The 21,487-nt window shown below is 42.1% G+C and carries 16 protein-coding genes, 1 tRNA gene and 1 pseudogene; 11 read left to right on the forward strand and 7 right to left on the reverse strand.

What is annotated here, in order from left to right:
- The first annotated feature begins 20 nt into the window (after positions 1 to 20).
- The 5 genes and pseudogenes from murC to JCM15124_RS15315 all read left to right on the forward strand — a co-directional run.
- Positions 21 to 1,406: a UDP-N-acetylmuramate--L-alanine ligase gene (gene murC, locus JCM15124_RS08775; RefSeq protein ID WP_024999127.1), complete on the forward strand. Its 1,386-nt coding sequence runs from the start codon at positions 21 to 23 to the stop codon at positions 1,404 to 1,406.
- A gap of 4 nt (positions 1,407 to 1,410) precedes the next feature.
- Entirely contained in the window at positions 1,411 to 2,271 is an 861-nt protein-coding gene (locus JCM15124_RS08780; protein WP_024999128.1) for a POTRA-like domain-containing protein, read from the forward strand.
- A 33-nt stretch (positions 2,272 to 2,304) separates the two neighbouring features.
- Positions 2,305 to 3,753 carry a cell division protein FtsA gene (ftsA, locus tag JCM15124_RS08785; protein WP_024999129.1) on the forward strand — a complete coding sequence of 483 codons (1,449 nt, stop codon included), beginning with the start codon at positions 2,305 to 2,307 and terminating at the stop codon, positions 3,751 to 3,753.
- 78 nt (positions 3,754 to 3,831) lie between these two features.
- Positions 3,832 to 5,142, forward strand: a complete 1,311-nt coding sequence (ftsZ, locus tag JCM15124_RS08790; RefSeq protein WP_024999130.1) for a cell division protein FtsZ — start codon at positions 3,832 to 3,834, stop codon at positions 5,140 to 5,142.
- A gap of 190 nt (positions 5,143 to 5,332) precedes the next feature.
- A pseudogene (locus tag JCM15124_RS15315) lies at positions 5,333 to 5,616 on the forward strand (HU family DNA-binding protein); the annotation flags it as partial.
- Between the two features lie 91 nt (positions 5,617 to 5,707).
- On the opposite strand, the gene JCM15124_RS08800 reads toward JCM15124_RS15315, so the two are convergent.
- The 4 genes from JCM15124_RS08800 to JCM15124_RS08815 form a co-directional block, all read right to left on the reverse strand.
- Entirely contained in the window at positions 5,708 to 6,574 is an 867-nt protein-coding gene (locus tag JCM15124_RS08800; RefSeq protein ID WP_024999131.1) for a helix-turn-helix domain-containing protein, read from the reverse strand.
- Between the two features lie 95 nt (positions 6,575 to 6,669).
- Positions 6,670 to 8,640 carry a DNA topoisomerase (ATP-hydrolyzing) subunit B gene (gene gyrB, locus JCM15124_RS08805; RefSeq protein WP_024999132.1) on the reverse strand — a complete coding sequence of 657 codons (1,971 nt, stop codon included), beginning with the start codon at positions 8,638 to 8,640 and terminating at the stop codon, positions 6,670 to 6,672.
- A gap of 710 nt (positions 8,641 to 9,350) precedes the next feature.
- A complete protein-coding gene (rpsT, locus tag JCM15124_RS08810) occupies positions 9,351 to 9,605 on the reverse strand; it encodes a 30S ribosomal protein S20 (RefSeq protein WP_024999133.1) in 255 nt (84 codons plus the stop codon).
- A gap of 22 nt (positions 9,606 to 9,627) precedes the next feature.
- Positions 9,628 to 9,699: transfer RNA gene (locus JCM15124_RS08815), tRNA-Glu, on the reverse strand.
- 114 nt (positions 9,700 to 9,813) lie between these two features.
- On the opposite strand from JCM15124_RS08815, the gene recO reads away from it, so the two are divergent.
- From recO to JCM15124_RS08830, 3 genes are all read left to right on the forward strand, one after another.
- Positions 9,814 to 10,548: a DNA repair protein RecO gene (recO, locus tag JCM15124_RS08820; RefSeq protein ID WP_024999134.1), complete on the forward strand. Its 735-nt coding sequence runs from the start codon at positions 9,814 to 9,816 to the stop codon at positions 10,546 to 10,548.
- A gap of 208 nt (positions 10,549 to 10,756) precedes the next feature.
- Positions 10,757 to 12,307, forward strand: coding sequence for an Eco57I restriction-modification methylase domain-containing protein (locus JCM15124_RS08825; RefSeq protein WP_024999135.1), 1,551 nt, complete (start codon positions 10,757 to 10,759; stop codon positions 12,305 to 12,307).
- Entirely contained in the window at positions 12,294 to 13,079 is a 786-nt protein-coding gene (locus JCM15124_RS08830) for a HincII family type II restriction endonuclease (protein WP_024999136.1), read from the forward strand. The genes JCM15124_RS08825 and JCM15124_RS08830 overlap by 14 nt, the downstream gene beginning before the upstream one ends.
- Before the next feature lie 52 nt (positions 13,080 to 13,131).
- On the opposite strand, the gene JCM15124_RS08835 is transcribed toward JCM15124_RS08830, so the two are convergent.
- Complete coding sequence (locus tag JCM15124_RS08835) at positions 13,132 to 14,148, reverse strand: glycosyl transferase family 90 (protein ID WP_232220141.1); 1,017 nt, start codon at positions 14,146 to 14,148, stop codon at positions 13,132 to 13,134.
- A 548-nt stretch (positions 14,149 to 14,696) separates the two neighbouring features.
- Between JCM15124_RS08835 and JCM15124_RS08840 the strand changes: the two genes are divergently transcribed.
- From JCM15124_RS08840 to JCM15124_RS08850, 3 genes are read left to right on the forward strand one after another with little or no spacing between them, the layout of a single operon-like run.
- Positions 14,697 to 15,401, forward strand: a complete 705-nt coding sequence (locus tag JCM15124_RS08840) for a NigD1/NigD2 family lipoprotein (protein ID WP_024999138.1) — start codon at positions 14,697 to 14,699, stop codon at positions 15,399 to 15,401.
- A 22-nt stretch (positions 15,402 to 15,423) separates the two neighbouring features.
- Positions 15,424 to 15,987, forward strand: coding sequence for an RNA polymerase sigma factor (locus JCM15124_RS08845; RefSeq protein ID WP_024999139.1), 564 nt, complete (start codon positions 15,424 to 15,426; stop codon positions 15,985 to 15,987).
- A complete protein-coding gene (locus JCM15124_RS08850) occupies positions 15,984 to 17,297 on the forward strand; it encodes an outer membrane beta-barrel protein (protein WP_024999140.1) in 1,314 nt (437 codons plus the stop codon). Before JCM15124_RS08845 ends, JCM15124_RS08850 begins: the two co-directional genes overlap by 4 nt.
- Before the next feature lie 469 nt (positions 17,298 to 17,766).
- Here the strand turns inward: JCM15124_RS08850 and JCM15124_RS08855 are convergent, their stop codons facing one another.
- Positions 17,767 to 17,961: a hypothetical protein gene (locus tag JCM15124_RS08855; RefSeq protein WP_024998709.1), complete on the reverse strand. Its 195-nt coding sequence runs from the start codon at positions 17,959 to 17,961 to the stop codon at positions 17,767 to 17,769.
- A gap of 14 nt (positions 17,962 to 17,975) precedes the next feature.
- Positions 17,976 to 21,320, reverse strand: a complete 3,345-nt coding sequence (locus JCM15124_RS08860; RefSeq protein WP_024999141.1) for a leucine-rich repeat domain-containing protein — start codon at positions 21,318 to 21,320, stop codon at positions 17,976 to 17,978.
- Between the last annotated feature and the right edge of the window lie 167 nt (positions 21,321 to 21,487).

Below are 21,487 nucleotides of genomic sequence, written 5' to 3' on the forward strand. Positions count from 1 at the left end.
ACCGAACGACAATACGGAAGATGGAACTAAAGGATATTAAAGCTGTTTATTTCGTAGGAGCAGGCGGCATCGGCATGAGTGCCGTGGCTCGATATTTCCGTCAGAAAGGACTTGTGGTAGCAGGATACGACAAGACACCATCCGACTTGACACGCCATTTGGAACAAGAAGAAATACAGTTGCACTACGAAGAAAACATCGACTTGATTCCCGAAGCGTGCAAAAACCCCGCTGCAACATTGGTGGTTTACACGCCGGCCATTCCCGACACGCACAAGGAATTGGCTTTTTTCCGTGCGAATGGATTTCAAATAGAAAAGCGTGCACAGGTGTTGGGCAGACTCACGCAAACACACAAAGGACTTTGCTTTGCCGGTACACACGGCAAGACGAGCACTTCAACGATGTGCGCCCACATCATGCACCAAAGCCACTTGGGTTGCAACGCGTTTCTTGGTGGCATTTCAAAGAACTACGGCACAAACTACATACTGTCGGACAAAAGCGATTATGTGGTTATCGAAGCCGACGAGTTCGACCGTTCTTTCCATTGGTTGCGACCATATATGAGCGTTATCACATCGACCGACCCCGACCATTTGGACATTTACGGCACAAAAGAAGCCTACTTGGAGAGCTTTCGCCATTACACCGAGCTGATACAGGCAGGCGGTGCCCTTGTTATCCATAAGGATTTGGAGATGAAACAAAATGTACAAGCAGGTGTTAAGGTTTACGAATACAGCAGGGAAGCAGGCGATTTCCACGCTGAAAACATACGAATACAGAACGGAACCATCGTTTTCGATATGGTTTCGCCCATCGAGAACGTTGCAGACATAGAGTTAGGGCAGCCCGTCCCCATTAACATAGAGAACGGCATAGCTGCCATGGCGTTGGCACAACTCAGTGGTTGCACAACCGAAGAACTGCGCAGGGGTATGAAAACCTACGAAGGAGTGGACCGTCGCTTCGACTTCAAGCTGAAGAACAACCGCCACGTGCTGCTTTCCGACTATGCGCATCACCCTAAAGAAATTCTGCAAAGTGCCAAGAGTTTGAAGGAAATTTACCCCAATCGGAAGATTACGGTTATTTTCCAACCTCATCTCTATTCACGCACGAACGATTTCTATATGGACTTTGCAGAAGCACTCAGCCATTTCGACGAAGTGGTTCTCACCGAGATTTACCCTGCAAGAGAAGAACCTATACCGGGTGTAACCTCAGCACTTATCTACGACAACCTCGACAGCGGTGTTGAGAAACAAATGATAAAGAAAGACGATGTGCTTGAATTTGCAAAAAGCAGAGACTTCGATGTGCTTGTGGTGCTTGGTGCAGGAAACCTTGACAACTACGTGGGACAACTCACAGAGATTATAAAAGAGAAAGAGCAGAGATAAGGAAATGTACGCAAACTGGAAAAAAATAACTTTCTGCGCATTAGATGCCGTGTTGGCATTCTATCTTGTCATGGCGGTAACCTCGTGGAATACACCGGACAAGAGCCATCGCATCTGCACGAAAGTGAACATCAACATTTCCGATTCCAACAACTCCGGCTTCCTCAGTGCAAAGGAAATAAAAAACATTCTTGAAAAGGAACAACTCTATCCGCTTAACAAACGGTTGGACGGAATAAAGCCGCGAAGAATAGAAGAAGCCTTGAAAGTCGGACCATTTGTAGACACTGCACAATGCTACATAACGGAAAATGGGCACGTGAACATTATGATTTCGCAACGTATGCCTATAATCCGAATCAAGAACGATAAAGGCGAAGACTATTACTTGGACGATAACGGAGGCATACTCCCAAACTCTAAATATACAAGCGATTTAATTATCGCATCGGGAAATATCAGCCATTGGTTTGCTCACTATGGCATTGCACCATTGGCAAAAGCCATAAACAAATCGGATTTCTGGCTCAATCAGATTGAACAAATCCACGTTTGTGCCGACCGTGGCATAGAACTTGTACCACGAATAGGCGACCACATTATATTTATTGGCTATCTGCCAATAAGGAAAAGCAAGGCTGCAAACGAGAAAAGTATAGCCGAGTTTGTGGCAAAGAAACTCGAACGAATCGAGAAATTCTATCGCTACGGACTCTCGCAAGCCGGTTGGAACAAGTACTCGTATATCAATGTAGAGTTCGACAACCAGATTATCTGCAAGAAGAAAGGTGCACAACCGCAACAAACAGATGCACAGCAGCAAGCAAAACAAGAAGAAACAATTCCGACAGAAGTATCAGAATAAGAACAAAACATAAGTTATAAAGTATTTTAGTGTATGGCAGAATTTATTGTAGCCATTGAACTGGGCTCATCAAAAATTATGGGTATAGCCGGCAAGAAGAACCTTGACGGCAGTATCTCTGTGAATGCCGTTGTCAAAGAAGACGCCTCGCAGTGTATCAGAAAGGGCGTAGTCTATAACATCGACAAGACAGGACAGTGCTTAACCAATATTATAAACAAGTTAAAAAAGCAACTTAAACATGAAATAACACACGTCTACGTAGGCGTAGGAGGACAGTCTATTCGCAGTGTAAAGAATGTTATAGTAAAGGAATTACCTGCCGACACCATCATATCAAGCGATATGATAAACGAATTGATGGATGCAAACCGCGATATGAGCTATCCGGAGCAGGAAATTCTCGATGCTGCCACACAAGAATACAAGGTAGACAACCAAGACTCTATCGACCCTGTAGGCATCAAGGCAAACCATTTGGAAGGCAACTTCCTCAACATACTTTGGCGCAAATCGTTCTACGACAACCTGAACAGTTGTTTTGAAAAGGCGGGTATCGCCATTGCCGAGATGTATCTTGCACCTTTGGCATTGGCAGACAGCGTACTCACCGAAAACGAAAAGCGGGGCGGTTGCGTACTTGTAGACCTTGGAGCAGAAACTACAACGGTATCGGTTTACTACAAGAACATACTCCGACATTTGGCAGTACTGCCGCTTGGTGGTGCAAACATCACAAAAGACATTGCCAGCTTGCAGATGGAAGAGAAAGATGCAGAGAAGCTGAAACTTACACACGGCAGTGCATACACCGACGACAACGACATCGACAACAATCTTTCTTACACCGTAACCGACGATTACTCGGTAGAAAGCAGGAAACTCATTGCCATTATTGAAGCCCGCGTTGAAGAAATTATCGAGAATGTTATCTATCAAATTCCGGCAGAATTTGCAGACAAACTCTTGGGCGGGTTCATTCTTACGGGCGGTGGCTCTAATATGAAGAACATTGAACGCGCTTTCCGCAACCATTCTCACGTAGATAAAATCAGAATTGCAAAGTTCGTTACCCAAACCATCAATGCAAGCAATGCCGACATCAATGCCAAGAACGGCACCATGAACACCATTCTCGGTTTGTTGGCAAAGGGCGACATCAACTGTGCAGGTGCTCCTATCAATCCCGACCAGAAGCTGTTTGAGGATACAACCAAGACAACAACGGCTACCACAAGCGACCTTCACAAGGAACCAAGAAAGGCAACCGAAATCGGACAAGGTGTTGTACTGACAGCAGCAGAGAAAGAAAAGGCTGAAGCAGAACGCCGCCGCATAGAAGAAGAAGAGCGCAAACGCAGAGAAGAGGAAGAAGAACAGCGCAAGCAGGAAGAAGAAGAGAAACGCAAAAACAGCTTTTGGGGCAAATTAACTCGTAAGATGAAAGATTTTGGCGGTTCTATTTTAGAGCCTGAAGAGTAAGAATTCAACTCTTGAAAAGCGTAAGAAAACACTTTTAAAGGCGTAGGAAATAAAAAACAAGACAAAGGAAATACGGCTATGGCAGATAATAATATGAAAAGAGAAATACTCGACTTCGGCGAAGCTGAACAGAACAGCATCATCAAAGTTATCGGTGTTGGCGGCGGCGGTGGCAACGCCGTGAACCACATGTACCGCGAAGGCATACACGATGTAACATTCGTTTTGTGCAACACCGATGCACAATCGCTCAACGACTCGCCCGTTCCCATTCATTTGCAACTTGGCAAGGAAGGTTTAGGAGCCGGCAACAAGCCTACCAAGGCAAAGGAAGCAGCCGAGGAAACCCTCGACGACATAAAGAAAATGCTGAGCGACGGCACCAAGATGGCATTCATTACCGCCGGAATGGGTGGCGGAACGGGTACGGGAGCAGCCCCCGTCATTGCAAAAGTAAGCAAGGAAATGGGCATTCTCACCGTAGGTATCGTTACCATTCCATTCCGTTTCGAGGGCGACAAGAAGATAGACCAAGCACTCGACGGTGTAGAAGAAATGTCGAAACACGTAGACGCTTTGCTCGTTATCAACAACGAACGTCTGCGCGAAATATACCCGGAAATGAGCGTGCTCAACGCTTTCGGCAAGGCTGACGACACGCTTAGCGTAGCCGCAAAGAGCATTGCAGAAATCATTACCGTTCACGGACTCATCAACCTCGACTTCAACGACGTGAAAACAGTGTTGAAAGACGGCGGCGTAGCCATCATGAGCACAGGTTACGGCGAAGGCGAGGGCCGTGTAAAGCAGGCTATCGAAGACGCTCTGAACTCTCCGTTGCTCAACGACAACGACATTTACAACTCCAAGAAAATACTTCTCTCCATCAATTTCAGCAGCGACAACAACGACAATCCCGGCTTGACGATGGAAGAGATGAGCGATATAAACGAATTTATGAGCCACTTCGGCAACGGATTTGAGCTGAAATGGGGCTTGGCACTCGACCCGGAACTCGACAAGAAAGTAAAAGTTACCATTCTCGCAACAGGTTTCGGCATCAAGGACGTGGAAGGAATGGGCAGCCACATCAAGAAACATTCGCTGGAAGAAGCAGCGCGCCTTGCCGAAGAAGAGGAGCGCGAGGCAGAACGCAGAGACCGCAGAGACCGCATCTATGGCGGAAGCAAGTCTACAAAATCGAAGCGTCGTCCGCACATCTACATCTTCTCTCAGGAAGATTTGGACAACGAGGACATTATCCTCGCTATCGAAAACACCCCGACCTACAAGCGCACGAAGCAAATGCTCAAAGACTTAAAGGTTACACCGGAGAAGAAAGAAGATGCGCCGTCTGAAGAAGTTCAGGGCGTCATCAGCTTTGTGTAAGAAACAAGACGGACTAAAACCCATAAGGCAAAGCGAAATACTTTCCAAAAATACAACCATTTACACGATAAAACGATGTGCGCATATTGCGAAACGCACATCGTTTTTGCTTTTTATAAACTACGACAGGAAGAAAACCTAACTTCAAGAAAAGCACATTTACAAGACATTTTCCTCTATTAGTAAGCAAGTTTTCTACAAATTCCGCAGCGTTCTCAACCGACTTTGCTCGCAGGGCTATATTGTCGATGGCGGTCCGCTCGGCACGTTCCGCTCCACATTTTCGTCGAAGGCAGTAGAGAAGGAGGAAGATTTCAAGCCGTCGGAGTGCATCTTGAAGATGCAAATTCTATTTACACCTACCGCCCGCTTCCGCCAACTGAATATGTGGAGTTCTTCCGCGTGCCGAAGCGGGAGCAGAAGAAAGGTAAGCCTGTGGGCGGCGGCTCGGGTGGCGGAAACGAGCTCCCATAAACGGGCAACGGAAACCGACATATATAAAAGGAGTTGAGAATTATCGTAATTCTCAACTCCTTTTATGTTTTTAGCACCTCTGCCGAGTCTGTCAGCTTCTTCTGAACTGCGACGGGCTCTTGCCGTAGCGGTCTTTGAAATACTTTCCTAAGAAACTTTGGTTGGGGAAATGCAATTCTTCTGCAATCTGCTTGATGCTCATTTTGCTGTTTCTAAGCAACACTCGGATTTCCATCATCACATAATAGTCAATCCATTCGCTCGGTGTGCGCTTGCTGATATGCTTGATTGTTTCCGAGAGATACTTGGGCGAGATGTAAAGTTGCTCGGCATACCAGCTGACACGGCGTTCCGAACGGTATTCTTTTTCCACCAATCTTATGAAGTCGGAGAAGATGGTTTCGCCTCTCGATTTGCCCGTTTTCTCTACTTGTTGTACACGATAGATAACGTTGCACATATCGTAGATGAGCACTTTCAGCATTGTTGCCACCAATTCGCGGCGGAATTCGTGTTGAAGGTCGAGTATTTTCAGCTTTACGGCTTGTATGTAGTTCAGCAGTTCGCTTACCAAATTGTCTTCGGCGTGGAATACAGGGTGGCGACGCGCGAAGAGGAAAAGCGTGGTAAGTTCTTTCACGTTGCTCACAATTTCTTGGAAGAAGTCGTAAGAAAGCAAGAGACAAACCCCTTTTGCATCTGCCGACATTTTGTAATCGCCTATTACTTGCCCTTCGCTGACAATGAGAACATCGTTGGAAGAAACCTTGCGTATTACAGTATCAACCGTATATTCAACCTCTCCACCGGTGCAGATTGCCAACAACAGGCATTTCATTCTCGATGTTTCGGTGAGAGTGGGCAAACCTGTTGTCGAGTCGTACAACAACAAATCGTTCTCTATGCTGAAGCCATTGGGGTATTTACCCTTAATGAAATCGATATTAAGTTCTCTCATATAATGTTATTTTGAACGAGTCAATCACTTATCCTGCAGGTGTAAAACAGTGAAAGTTCGTAGATTAAGCTATTCCTTTTGGCAAATCGACAACGCTATGCATCGATGTTTGCATAGGTTGCATTCTGTTCAATGAACTCACGGCGTGGTTCAACATCGTCTCCCATCAACATAGAAAACATTTCATCGGCAGTCGAAGCATTCTCGATAGTTACTTGTTTAAGGAGGCGCGTCTTTGGGTCCATTGTGGTTTCCCAAAGTTGTTCCGGGTTCATTTCGCCCAAACCTTTGTATCGTTGCGTGTGAACAGCCTTGTTTTCTTCGTCTCCACCGGCATATTTGTCGAGGAATTGGAGTCGTTGCTGCTCGGTATAGCAATATTCGCTCACCTTCTTGTAAGTACATTTGTAAAGTGGCGGAGTAGCAATATACAGGTGTCCTTCTTCGATAACACGCGGCATATAACGATAGAAAAGCGTCATGATAAGTGTGTCGATGTGAGAGCCATCGACATCGGCATCGGTCATTATGATTATCTTATCGTAGCGCAATTTATCGGTGTTAGCCTCAAAGTCCGACTCGCCTTCAACGCCGAAACGAACACCTATCGACTGGATAATGTTCATTACCGATTCTGCTTCAAACACTCTGTGGCGTTGAACTTTCTCTACATTGAGGATTTTACCGCGCAAAGGCAGAATGGCTTGTGTATATCGGTCGCGACCTTGCTTGGCAGAACCACCTGCAGAATCACCCTCGACAAGGAATATTTCGCATTCCTTAGGGTCTTTGTTAGAGCAGTCTGCCAACTTTCCGGGCAATCCGCCACCTGTCATAACATTCTTCCGCTGAACACTTTCGCGTGCTTTGCGGGCGGCAATGCGGGCAGTTGCTGCAAGAATAACCTTATCGCAAATAAGTTTTGCCTCTGTTGGATTTTCCTCCAAATAGTATGAAAGTGCCTCGCCCACTGCTTGCTGAACAGCACCCGACACCTCGCTGTTTCCGAGCTTTGTCTTGGTTTGTCCCTCGAATTGTGGTTCGGCAACTTTGATTGAAATAACTGCAGTAAGACCTTCGCGGAAGTCTTCGCCCGTAATTTCTATCTTAGCTTTCTCTATTTGCTTTGCTATTTGCGGGTCGTTGTCGGCATACGACTTCAACGTACGTGTCAATGCAGCACGGAAGCCTGTAAGGTGTGTACCTCCTTCGATGGTGTTGATGTTGTTCACATACGAGTGTATGTTCTCATTGTAGTCTGTATTATACATAACGGCAACCTCGATAGGAATGCCTTGCTTTTCGGTTTTCAAGTAGATAACATCGTCGAAAAGATGCGTGCGGTGGCGGTCTACGTATCTTACAAACTCTTTCAGTCCGTCCTTAGCGTGGAAAACTTCCTGTCGTGTCTTCCCTTCTTCGTTTGGACGCAAGTCGGTGAGTATGATTTTTATACCTGCATTCAGGAACGCAAGTTCTCTCATACGACGTGCCACAATATCCCATTGGAACACCGTTGTAGTGAAAATGGTAGCGTCCGGCCAAAATTGCTGACGCGTACCGGTCTTGTCGGTTTCGCCAACTATCTTCACCGGATAGAGAGGTTTGCCTTGTTCGTATTCTTGTTGGTAGATTTTACCGTTACGGAACACTTGCGACTTCATGTGAGAAGACAATGCATTTACACAGCTGACACCCACACCGTGCAGACCACCACTGACCTTATAGGAGCCCTTATCGAACTTACCACCCGCGTGTAGCACGGTCATAACAACTTCGAGCGCACTTTTGTGCAGCTTCTCGTGTTCGTCTACGGGGATACCACGTCCGTCGTCTTCAACGGTTATGGAGTTGTCTTCGTTGATGGTTACTTCGATATGGCTGCAATAGCCTGCCATAGCCTCGTCGATAGAGTTGTCTACTGTTTCGTTGATGAGGTGGTGAAGTCCTTTTTCGCTTATGTCGCCAATATACATTGCAGGGCGTTTGCGCACTGCTTCAAGTCCTTCGAGGACCTGAATATTACTGGCCGAGTAGTTGTTCTCGTTTCCTAAGTTATCTGCCATTTTTGTTTGTTTCTCCTTGTTCTTTTGCGATAGTTCCCGAGCGTATATCTAATTTTTCAAGATTTCATACAACCTATGAAACTATCTACTTGCAAAGATACGAAAAAATACCCAATTAAAAGGAATATTTAGTGCGAAAAAAAGTTTAATCAGAGCGATTTATAGGGCATTAGAAACTTAATAAAGAGTAACAATACCATCTAATCCACTCTGAAAAGAAAGTACTTCTTACCCGCTACCCTACTGCTCCTACAATCTTACTTCAGGAAGGAAAAGACGAGAAAGCATTGTAAAAATTCTTCACAAGCACAAAGATTTCATATTCCCCTGTTTACCAATGCGTTGCAAAACCTATTGTTTTGCGTTCCAAAAGCGTAGGTTTTACACGGCGAAATCGGCTGTTTTGCGATGCAAAACAGCCGATTTCGCAATGTTAAAACACAGTTGTCACTTTTTAATAAGATTATCTTTACAAAATCGAAACTGTTTTTGAGTATTCTTTTTGAGCAGGAAACAGAAAATCAACCCACCAAAAACATCAAATGTTTCTCTAAACATAATGGCTATTAATCATAAGCACTTACTCGACACAAAGACATAGGGAGAACACATTTGCGAAGATTTCACAGGGGTATAAAACGCAAAAGGCTACAATCTTTATCAGATTGCAACCTTTCATTATTCTTTATTTGCTATGACTTTACCGTATTTTACCCAAGCGTAGCAATGTGCTGGCAAAGACCGGACTTCAAGTTCGCTGCCTTATTCTTATGAATAATATTTGTTTTAGCAAGTTTATCAAGCATCTTCTGTACAGTTGGATACAGCTTAACAGCTTCTTCCTTGTCAGTGATGTTACGTAGCTTGCGAACAGCGTTACGCATTGTTTTAGCGTAATACTTATTGTGCAAAGTCTTCACCTTGTCTTGGCGGATTCTCTTAAGTGATGATTTGTGATTTGCCATCTTTACTTTTTATTTTTGTTTGTAGTCTCTAGGGGAATCGAACCCCTCTTACAAGAATGAAAATCTTGTGTCCTAACCGATAGACGAAGAGACCTTCTTTTGTTTTGCGGGTGCAAAGGTAGCAGTTTTATTTTAATCGTCCAAATTTTCTCAAAGATATTTTTCATTCTGCTGCGCTTTTTGTATCTTTGTATCAACAAAAAGGCTTATGATTACAAAAACAAGAGGAATAGTACTGCGGAGCGTTCGTTTCGGAGAATCATCGTTGATTGTCGATGTGCTGACGGAGTTGTCGGGGCGTGTTTCTTTTGTTGTGCGCATTCCTAAAACATCGAAAGGCAAAGTAAAGAAACAATATTTTCAGCCTATGACTTTGCTCGATTTTGAATACGATTTCAGGCAACGAAGCAGCTTGCAGCATATTAAAGATGTAAGAATAGCCCAACCTTATTCCTCTATTCCCTGCAATCCTGTAAAGTCGAGCGTTCTGCTTTTCCTTGCAGAGTTCCTATATTATACTACTCGGGACGAGCAAGAGAATTCCACCTTATTTAATTATATAAGCGCAAGTTTGGAATGGTTCGACAGTGCCTGCGACGGTTTTGCCAACTTCCACCTTGTTTTCATGATGCGTTTGGGCAGGTTTCTCGGCTTCCACCCTTTTCTCGACAACTTCACGCAGGGTTGTTTCTTCGACCTTCGCAACGGTTGCTTCACGCTGTCGGCACCTTTACATTCCGATTTCCTGAATGCAACAGATGCCGAAAGTATGCACACACTGATGCGAATGAACTTTGAAACAATGAAGGTTTTCAAACTCTCGCACGACGAACGCAACCGCATTACCGAACTTGTGTTGCACTACTATCGTCTCCACATACCCAATATGCCCGACCTGCAAAGCTTCGACATCTTGCGCGAGGTGTTTTCGTATAAGTCCTAAGAATATTTTATTTATTTTCATCGGGGTTCATCAAAATATGTTTTAAGAGAGTTTCTCTTTCTGTAAATAGTAAATTACTAAAACTTTCTTTTTAGAACTACTATATGTCAATTGTTCACTTACAACAACTTATAAATATAAAAGTTTGGATTACTACTTTAAAATAGCTATATTTGCACTTGTATTCAAACACGATTATAGTCATTTAATGATAAAGAAAAATAAATATGGACAGTATTTTACTATTGAAAGCATAGCCGAATTTATGGTTTCTTTAGTAAAGCAAAATAAAGAAGCAAGAGTGCTTGAGCCTTCTTGCGGAGAGGGCGTGTTCCTGAAAATGCTGTATAAGAGTGGCTTTAAGAATATAAAGGGTTACGAAATAGATAGTACTTTAAAAAATCCATACGACGTGGTGGCATTCAAAAGTTTTATAGGCTCACCTCTTTCCGAACGCTTTAATGTCGTGATTGGCAATCCTCCATATATCCGTTGGAAGAATTTGGAAGACGATTTGAAGGCAGAATTGGCACAGTCTGCCTTGTGGAATAAATACTTTAACAGCCTTTGCGACTATCTGTTCATCTTTATTCTGAAAAGCATAGAACAGCTGGAAGAGAACGGCGAACTTGTTTTTATCTGTCCGGAATATTGGCTAAATACGACACATTCGGCTTCGTTGAGAAACTATATGTGTGCAAATGGTGTGTTTTCCGATATTTATCTTTTCAAGGAAGTGCCTTTGTTCGAAGGCGTAACATCTTCGTTTATTATATTCAGATATATCAAAACAAGTGAGCCTGCATCAGAAATAGCTTTGCATAGATATATTGGGAGGGGGAAACCGGACTTAGAGACGTTGATGGACGGTGGCTGTTTTCAAACCGAACAGATACCGGCTTTCCTCATAGGAGAACGCTGGATATTGGCAACAAGAAGCAAGCAAGAGCTGATGAAGTCGTTCCAGAATAGCTGCATTCAGACCAAAGGTTTGTTTCCGAATGATGAAACGTTTTACAGAATAGGCGATTTTTGCGACATTGGAAACGGAATGGTGTCCGGATTGGACAAGGCATTTAAAGTTACAGACATAGAATCTTTAAATGAAAATGAACGTAACAGCCTGATAAAAGTAAATAAGGCAAAGGATTTAGAGCCCTATTCCAATGTTGGAACAAGCTATTATTTCTTCATAAAGGACGATATGGAAGAGAAGGACTTTGCTGTAAAATTCCCGCATTTTTACAAGCAATTAATTCCTTATAAAGACTCATTGGAAAAGCGATACAGCTATGGAAGGGACTTACCGATATGGCAATTCGCCTTTCCTAGGAACGAAAAACTTTTTAATAGGGCTGTTTCCCGCATCTTTGTGCCGTGCAAAGACAGAATATCCACACGACATTACTTCCGCTTCTCGTATGCCGAAAAGCAGTATTATCCGTTGCAAGATGTTACGGGGATATTGCTGAAAAAGCAATGCAAGGAAGATATTAAGTATATTTTAGCATATTTGAATAATGAAAGAGTGTTCGAATGGCTAAAATATAATGGTGTCGTAAAAGGCGAAATCATTGAATTTTCGGAAGCACCAATAGCAAGCATACCCTATCGCCCCATACGATGGGATAACAAACGTGAGGTAGCGTTGCACGATATGATAGTGAAAGCGGCTACAGAGTATATAAAAAAGAAAGACGAAGAGAGCTTTTCAATCATTAATTCTAGCTTTAATAAATTATTCAATGAGCACAATTAACTTTATATCATTACTATCTGAGATAAAAGGAAAGACCGTTATGCGCCCTAATGCCTCTACTGCAGGAACACTATCGGGGCACGCTGCGGGCGAACCATTCGAGAAATTGGTTTACAACGAACTAAAGAAAACATATCCTAATAATGTCTTCAAGCAATACGAATACTTGAATGATTTGTACAGAAGACACCCTAAAGCAATCTCTTTAGAAGACAGACAGGCACTATTCGATTCACCGGTTGCACTTTTTCTCTTGAATAGAAGCGAGACAGCAACAAGAGCATGGAACCCACAGAACATCTTTGAGGAAAAACAAAACGACACTGCCGATATTCTTTTTCATGATAATGGTTTCTTTGAAATTATTGACGTGAAAACAAGGAATATGGCTAAGCCTGCTATGGCACCTAATATTATCTCGGCTTATAAGGTCGCACAAATGTGTACCCTTATGATAGACAATGGAGAATATGATACTTTAGACATCAAATACATAGAGATAGCGTGGAAAGAAGGCGAAAACGAGCAGCTGGTTTGCGAGAATGCGTATATCGGAAGCTTGTTTAAAGCTAATCCGAATACCTTATATATTAATTGGGCAGCTGCGATGCAGATACAATTTCATGTGCATGAACTTGACCAAAGGTTTAAGGGAACATTGAAAGAATGGGCAAAGGAGTATTTGAAAATGTTTGTGAAAAGTGCAGAACATCGTATTGACATTATGCATCAGAAATATGTTGCACCCTTCAAAAAGTATATTGAGGAATAAAAAACAAAACCGACTGCCTGCATTAGCCCTGCGCCGTTCATTCGTTTCAGCTTCACCTTCGAGTCGCTTCAAAATATTTTGATAGTACCATTAACGATATGATACATTCGCGTCGGGGGTGTCGGAAACCTTCTACATACGCATGGGCATGTTCGATAATAGTTTCTGCCTTATCGGGATTGGCAATATAATAGTTTATTTTCTCTTCCACATCAGAATAATCCGGCTTTATTTCGATGTAATGATAATCAGGGATAAGCGTTCCTTCCATAAACCACGTTTCGTATTTCGGGCGCGGCATAACGGCAATAGAATTCGACGACATAATCCATTTAAGGTTGCTCGCCACATCATTTCCCTCTAAAGCCATAATGAATTTATAGGCAAGATGTTCATTGATTGTCATCTTCTCCGTGTGCCATTCAGGGAAACATTCGTCTATAACGCCGATATTAAAGAGAGGATTGCCATAGAATTTACTGACAAAATCATACCTGTTTTGTTTGAGTGAGTTGCTGTCAAACTGCCCTATCAGACCCCTGAAAATAACTTTATTCTCTTTTTCCGCATAGCTTAGCCTGTCCTTTACAAAAAGAAAATGCCGCACTCTGTCTAATTTCATCAGTACCGAATTTGCATTGTTACCATCGACAGGACGGCTTTTCACAATGGAAGGAACATCGGGTATCCATGTAACATCGCCTGATTGCAAACACCATTTCTCGCTTAACGGGAAGGCTTTTGCATATCGGTATGAGTCGAGATAATACACCGATTGTTTGGTTTTCTTTTGTTCGGAAAGCTTGATGGCTTTACTTTGAAAGTGCGAACCATCAATGGCTGAGTGTTCCAATTTGTTGTAATAATCCACTCGTTTCTTGATTTCAGCCCAATCCTTGCGCTGTTCCGCTTTAGAAAGTATTGCTTTTCGGAACAACGAAAGAATACAATGCGGAGTGGTAATCCAAAAATAAGAAGTCAGATAATACTTCAACTTTGAATTCTTTCCACTATGCAGGATATAGTAAAGTTTACGATGACACTGCGAAATTATATTTTCCTTCATCATTAATGAATAAAACCGTATTTAAATGGAAGTGCAAATATAATTATTTTACAGCAGCAATGCAAACTTTTATAAATTATTGTATGTGGGCAATCAATATCCAATGTTTTTTAAAACAAATTGTAGCGGTTTGCTATTTATAATGTTAATTTGGTATAAGAAAGTAGATGAAGCAAGCTATCTCGCAGTTATTTTTTAGCAACCCCATTGATGAAACAGTGAGCGTTTTTCCGTTTAATCTTGTAAAGATAATTCTGTTAAAAAGTGATATAATCGCTTTGGCGTTGCGAAAGCGTAGGTTTTGCATTGCAAAACCTACGCTTTTACCGTGCAAAACCTACGGTTTAAGAACGCCAAACAATAGGTTTTGTAATACACTGGCGGATAGATAGTTAAGCGACAGTTATTCTTGCGAAAAATATTTACACTTTTATTGATTTGCTAAAACATATTTTAACTATACAGAATGCAATCTTTTGCGCCTTTCCGCATTTACTTGGCGAGTACTCAAACATAAAGTAAAAATGAAGTTTAATACAATTGCAAGAACAATGAAAACAAATAAAATATTCTTAGGACTTATTTCTATATTCACTGTGTGCAGTCTTTTCACCTCGTGTGATAATGACACTAACGACAATACCACAAGGTTTCCCAATTCTATCGTTACGATAAAGCCGATTAACGGTGGCGCAAACTTCAACGTTTGGGTAAGCGAGAAGGTGCAAGGACCGCCCAGCAACCTTACCAAATCGCCATACGGAAACAAGGAAGTAAGGGCTATTGCCAACATAAAAGAAGAGAAAGACGCCAAAGGTATGACTAAAATATACATCAACTGGATGGACAGCATACGCACAAAGCAGGCTATCACACTCAAAAACCCGGAATTGGACTTGAAAAAGTACGGCGAAGACAGGTTGGAAATTATCAATGGGTTCGGCACGGTTGCAGAAGATGGCTATCTGACTTTAAGGTTCAGCACCGCCATGCGCGACCTAAGACTCAAGCGCGACTTAAACTTAATCGTGCAGCATTCGGAGAAAGAACCTTACAAATTAGTACTTGCGTACAACGCCCACGGCGATAATAACGGACGAATGGCATCGAGTCTTATTGCATTCAGATTATCCGAAATCGACAAGATAGCACAAAAGAATGGAAAAAAAGATGTAACTTTACAGCTCCATTGGAAATCTTATCAAGGGGATAAGCACGCTTCCTTTAAGTATCATGTAAGAAATGATAGTAAATAAAGGAAAGATACATACACACTGAATGATACAGTTAGACCAGAAAGAAGAAACTAAAATCGCTGAAGGGCTCCTAAAACGGGACGCTTCAGCGATGCGGACTTTCTACAACCTATACGCAGGGATATTCATGACAGTGTGTTCACGCTATATTGCAGATAAAGACGATGCAAAAGATATTCTGCAAGACGCATTCATAAAGATATTCACAAAAATTGGCAGTTTTGAATACAGGGGTAGCGGTTCGTTGTTCGCATGGAGCAAACAAATCGTTGTTATGGAGGCATTGGGCTTCTTGCGCAACAAGAAAACCATTCCGCTGATATACGGAGAGCAACTTCCCGAACAAGACGACAGGTCGGATTTAACGGTAGAAGATATACCCGAAGAAAAGCTACTGCAGATGATACAGTCGCTGCCCGATGGTTACAGAGTCGTATTCAACTTATACGTATTAGAAAACAAATCGCACAAAGAAATTGGAGAAATACTTGGGATTAGGGCAAAGTCTTCCGCTTCGCAGCTATCCCGTGCAAAAAGCATACTTAAACAACAAATTGTCTCATATAGGAAAGGAGTGAAACTATGAACGAAGAATGGAAAAAAGGATTTCATAATAAGCTAAACGATTATGAAACAACTCCTCCCCAAGGACTGTTTGACGAGATTTTAAAGCATATCTCACCTATCAACGAAGGTGAGAAGGCAGTAAATAACCCCACAGAAGTACCGATTACAGCTGCCAACACCAATAAAAAGAAGCAGGGCAAGGCTGCTGTTTGGCTCACAGCCATTCTCTCTGCCGCTGCAATTGCTGCGATTTTGCTGGTAAACAATTCTGTTGTAAATGTTACGAACAACACAAATGCAATTGGCAACTTAGCAGAAAACAATAAAAATGTAGTAGAAAACCGACGCGGAGAAACAGCAACAACATCTCCCGACAACACATATACCGGCAGTAATAGCAACGAAAGCACTTCTACGGAAAATGCAAGGAACGGCATATTCACCTCTGTAAAAGCTGCTTTCAAAGCTGTTGTATCGACGGTTTTGCCTCAAAATACCGGCGACAAAACCACTTTAGCAATGGTAGAACAGCCCACTACCACCACAGAACCGACAGATAAAACGGGTAACATACAAGAAACGACTGTAAACGAAGCGGGCAAAGCAAACCAAAAAGTGGAATGCACAGAGCCCACAAAGCACCAACGCCCCACCACGCCTACCGCCAACAGCCACCCCCGACACAATAAAAACTCCGTCCAACTGGGTATGTTGCTTGCAGGTATGCCCACGGTAAATTCGTCAGACGACCTTTATTCCATAGAACCGGCAGCAATGAAAGACAACAACGGAATAGAAGTAACAGGGCAAAACAAGATGGTAAAAAAAGCCAACCACCGACAACCCATCACCTTGGGCGTTTCCGTAGCCTTGCCATTGAGCAGCAAGATAAGCGTGGAAACAGGTTTGATGTATAGTCATCACTATTCGGAACTCACTTACGAAGTGGCTAACATAAACCACAACATCAAACAGCAACTGAATTTCGTCGGCATTCCGCTCAATCTGAACTATCAGTTGTGGCAGCGACACAACACCTCTGTGTATGTGTCGGGGGGCGGAAGTGTCGAAAAAATGGTCTACGGAAAGCAGAAAGAACGATACGATGGCACCGAAACCACCATCAGCAACAAAGTAAAAATGAAAGAGTTGCAATGGTCATTATCAGCCCGATTCGGTGCAGCCTACAAACTTACAAAAGGTGTCAGCCTCTATTTAGAGCCAGGCGTAACCTATCATTTCAACAACAATTCAGACTTGCAAACCATTTATAGCGACCGCCCTGTATCTTTCCAACTAAAAGCCGGGCTCCGATTTAATTTGCGATAAAACCGGTGCAACAGCGTTGTAAAATTAGGACAATACAGACTTTAATAAATCGCTTTAGTGCTAAGTAAGTAGGTGTTCATAATTAATTAACACTTATCTTATTCACTATAAAATAAATAACATAGTCGCAAGTCCTGTCTCTCAACAATTCTTGAGACTATAAAAACTTGCCGTTCACCTTCACTTTTGTTTTCTTGTAAAAAGCCATAATTCTAATTGTTTTTATGCCGCAAAACGATGTAAATGTTAATAACAACTAAAGTATAAGTAGTGGGGCACTACTTATACTTTAGTGCCCCACTGAAGTAGGACTTGTCGTTATCTATATCTACACCACCCACGGCAGGTTAATATTAATTAACAATTTCTCATTATTAGTAGTTCCGAAAAGAACATACCCATAATAAAAGTGCCATGCCCAACCTCGTACACAGGTTGAACATGGCTGAATATAGGTTATTTGGGGTTCTTAAGAATTGAAATCAGGTTTTCCCCAGTCTTCGTACTCAAAGGAACCTTCTTTGGCACCGATGTCGTCTTCATCACCGGGCTTGATGGAATGGTCCGGGTCGTTATCTATGCCGATACTCCATACTTCCATCAAAGCGTTGCCATCTACTTCAATCACCTCAACAAGAGGTTTTATATATGCTGTTTTTTTCATTTGTCGCTACTCGTTTATTTGATTATTACCTTTTTGCCGTTGTGGATGTACACACCCTTTGAAGGCTTGCTTACCTGTACACCGTTCAAATTATAGTAAGGTGCATTGTCGTTGTCCTTGCCAAACTCGGTAATACCGTCGATGCCCGCAGGAACATCCTCATCGTCGAACACAATGCTGAAACCCTTGGCAGGACTTGTCGGGCTGTTTTTCAGACGGAAGTATGCCTTGAAGTAAGGGATTTTAACTCCGTCCGTAACCTTTACGAACTTACCATACTTCTTGCTGAAAGTGTAGTATTGGAAACCGCTCTCGTTTTGAATGGTAACATCTTCCACTGCTCCAACCATACGGTTATCAGCATTTTTGTCATAACCAACAGCTGTGAGTTTATCCTCTTTATGCATTTGGTCTTCGTCCATCTGGCAGTAAGAAGTTACCGATGCTGTTTTCTTGCTACGAATAAGCACACCAACGTATGCAGGTACATAATAGTCGTCAATGCTGTATGCACGTACGATAGGGTTAGAAGCAGCATAAGCATAAGTATAATCTACCGGCACGTAAGGCTTGATGTCGTCGTTGCCTTTTCCATTTGGATACTTAACATCGAATGGAAAGCATATCGAGCCTCCATTCTTATTAGTTTGCTGTGGTATCTCGTGGGTGATGTTCAGTGTATGGGGGATAATCTGCCACTTGCTCTTATAATCAGCCACCTTACTCTCCTTTACATAGATATTCTGTCCATCTTTAAATGGATAGCTGTCTGGTTGCTCGTAGTTAACAGAACCGAGTTCGCCCGGTGTATTGCCTACGAAATAGACGTCCTTGATACTCGTGCCTTTGAAAGAGTTCATGCCAATATAGCCCATATCGGCAAGCGAAACGATAGCCTTTACCGTAGTGGTTGTTTCATAAGCAAAGTCTAAAATACTACTTACCTCATATGTCTTCTCCGGGAATGTTTTGCCGAAATGGTCAGGGGTGGTTACAGCGTCCTCTTTTGCTGTTTTGTCGAGAATAACAGAGGTACGCTCGGTATAGAAGCTGATGGCACCCACATTTTTCATAGATGTCGGGAAGAACTCTGTGCCGCGGTCGTAACCCTTAGAACTTACAAACGAAGGGTGCACTTCCTTGAAGGTTTGATTGTACTTCTTGATAGTTTCATCGTTGGCAGTAGTCTCATACCACTTCTTACGCACATAAATGGTAACATTCTTTTTGTTACCCGACTCATACATAATGTTTTCATTCAATGTCGGCACGTTGTCCTCTCCCATAAAACTGAGCGATTCCAATTTATTACAAAGAGCAATGGCATGTGTGCCTATCTCTGTTACCGTCTTTGGGAATGTGATATTGGTAACTTTATTACTACCATAGAAACAATAAGCATCAACCTTTTTAAAATACGGCACGAGCGTATACTTTGAATTTGCCTTACCGGCAGGGAATACATGGAGCACTTCTTTTTTGATATCGCAAAGCATACCATCGAGTGTGCTGTACTTTATGTTGTCTTTATCAACAATGAATCTCAAAAGGTTCTCACAGAAATTGAACGCTCCTTTTTGCACTTCCTGAAGGTTCTTGGGTAGCTTAATCTCTGTGAGGTTCGTACAATGGTCGAAAGCCAATTCTTGAATCAGCTTTATGCTTTCAGGCAAAGTTATATGTGTGATTCCGCAATCGGCAAATGCTCCTGTACCGATACGTTCAAGAACAGAGCTCTCTTCAAACTCTACAGTTTTTAGTCCCTGCGTACCCTTGAAAGCACCACTAGCAATGGTTGTAACTGTTTTAGGAACTCTAAATGTTTCAAGCTTAGAACAATTCAAGAATACGTCACTGCTTATCTTCGTCAGTTTATTCGTTCCATCAAATACAACTTTCGTAAGATTTTTTGCATTTTGGAAAAGATTACCCGACAATTCTTCTAATTGACATCCGGTGGCAAAGTGTACTTCTTTGAGCGTCTCTATATCGGCAAAACTTGCTCCTTCCAGTTTCTTGACCGATGCAGGTATGGTAATGTTCTCCAACTTCGTGTTCTGAAAAGCGTGGTCTCCGATAGTCTCGAGGTTTGTAGTCCCCTGAAAATCCACCTTTTTCAGTATCTTAGCACCCTTGAAAGCGGACGGACAGATAGTCTTTACAGTTTTTGCTATTGTAACATTCTCTAAATTCTGAACATCGGAGAAAGCAAAATCTTCAATCTTTATCGTACCTTCTGGCACAGTATAATCGTTTTTCTTTCCGCATGGGTAAAGTAAAAGGTTTTTACCATCTTTTGTAAAGATCACACCATCTTTTTCCACATAGTTACTATTTTGTTCATCTACGACAAAAGCTTCGATGAATTGGCAGTTAGTAAATGCTCCCTGACCAATCTTATTAACATCTTTACCTATCTTTACGCTTTCTAATGCACTGCACGAATGAAAAGCGTTATTACCAATTATCTTTGTTTGGTTTAAATCAAGTTGTTTCAGATAGCTACCGACTGCTGCATTCTGTGCCACTTCGGTAATGCCTGTAGGAATTGTCAATTTTTCAGTCGTTGTTTCTAATCTGTCATAGTGAAAGGGAACATGTAAGAGTTTTGTTCCATTTTTATTGCACAAAAGACCATCTTTATCGCAGAAATTATTATTGCCACCAATTACAGTGAAATGAGTTCCACTACCGTTAAATGAGGGATATTCGCTATTTTCTGAAATTTTAGTAACAGAAGCAGGAATAGTTATCTTTTGCATCTTTTTACAATTAGAGAATGCTGTTGGCATAATCTCTTCCACATTATTAGGTATGGAATAATCGCCAGTCTTACCTGCCGGAACATAAACCAACTGTTTTCCATCACGAGACAGTAATGAGCCATTCTCTGCCTTATATTTCGTATTTCCCGTTTTTACCTCAAAAGTCGTAAGTGCTGGACAATCAAGAAAGCACCCTTTGCCCACTTTCTCACAAGATGCAGGAATAATTATCTTCTGTAGAGTTTTAGGTTTGCGAAGTGAGTTTTCAGAAATTTCCTTGAATCCTTCAGAGAACTCTATCTCTGTAACGCCATCTGCTACCGTGGAAGTCCATGGTGCAATACCTGTTACTGTGTACCATTCCTTGTCCATTCCATCTGGGGTTTGTACCTTTGTCGGAATAACGACCTTACCAGTACCTTTTACTGTCAGCACCACAGCCTCATTGAGAGCTGTATTTTGCAGGTCTTTCTTGGAAACCCTATACTCACAACCTCCATATTCGAAAACGGTTCCTACCGTTTGCGCAAAGGCTTCTGTTGCCGACAATATAAACGCCAGCAACAGCAAAAATAAAATTTTTGTTTGTTTCATAATAAAAATAAAATATTGATATTTCTTAATTTATAGTTCTTAATGCTTAATTTATAATTCTTAATAGTCAAATCAGACAATTGGTGCAAAGATAATAAATATTTATGATATAAACAAGAAAAGTTACAAAGAATATGAAACTATATATATCAGCATACTATATAGGC

Source organism: Prevotella falsenii DSM 22864 = JCM 15124 (assembly GCF_000613945.1).
GTDB lineage: Bacteria > Bacteroidota > Bacteroidia > Bacteroidales > Bacteroidaceae > Prevotella > Prevotella falsenii.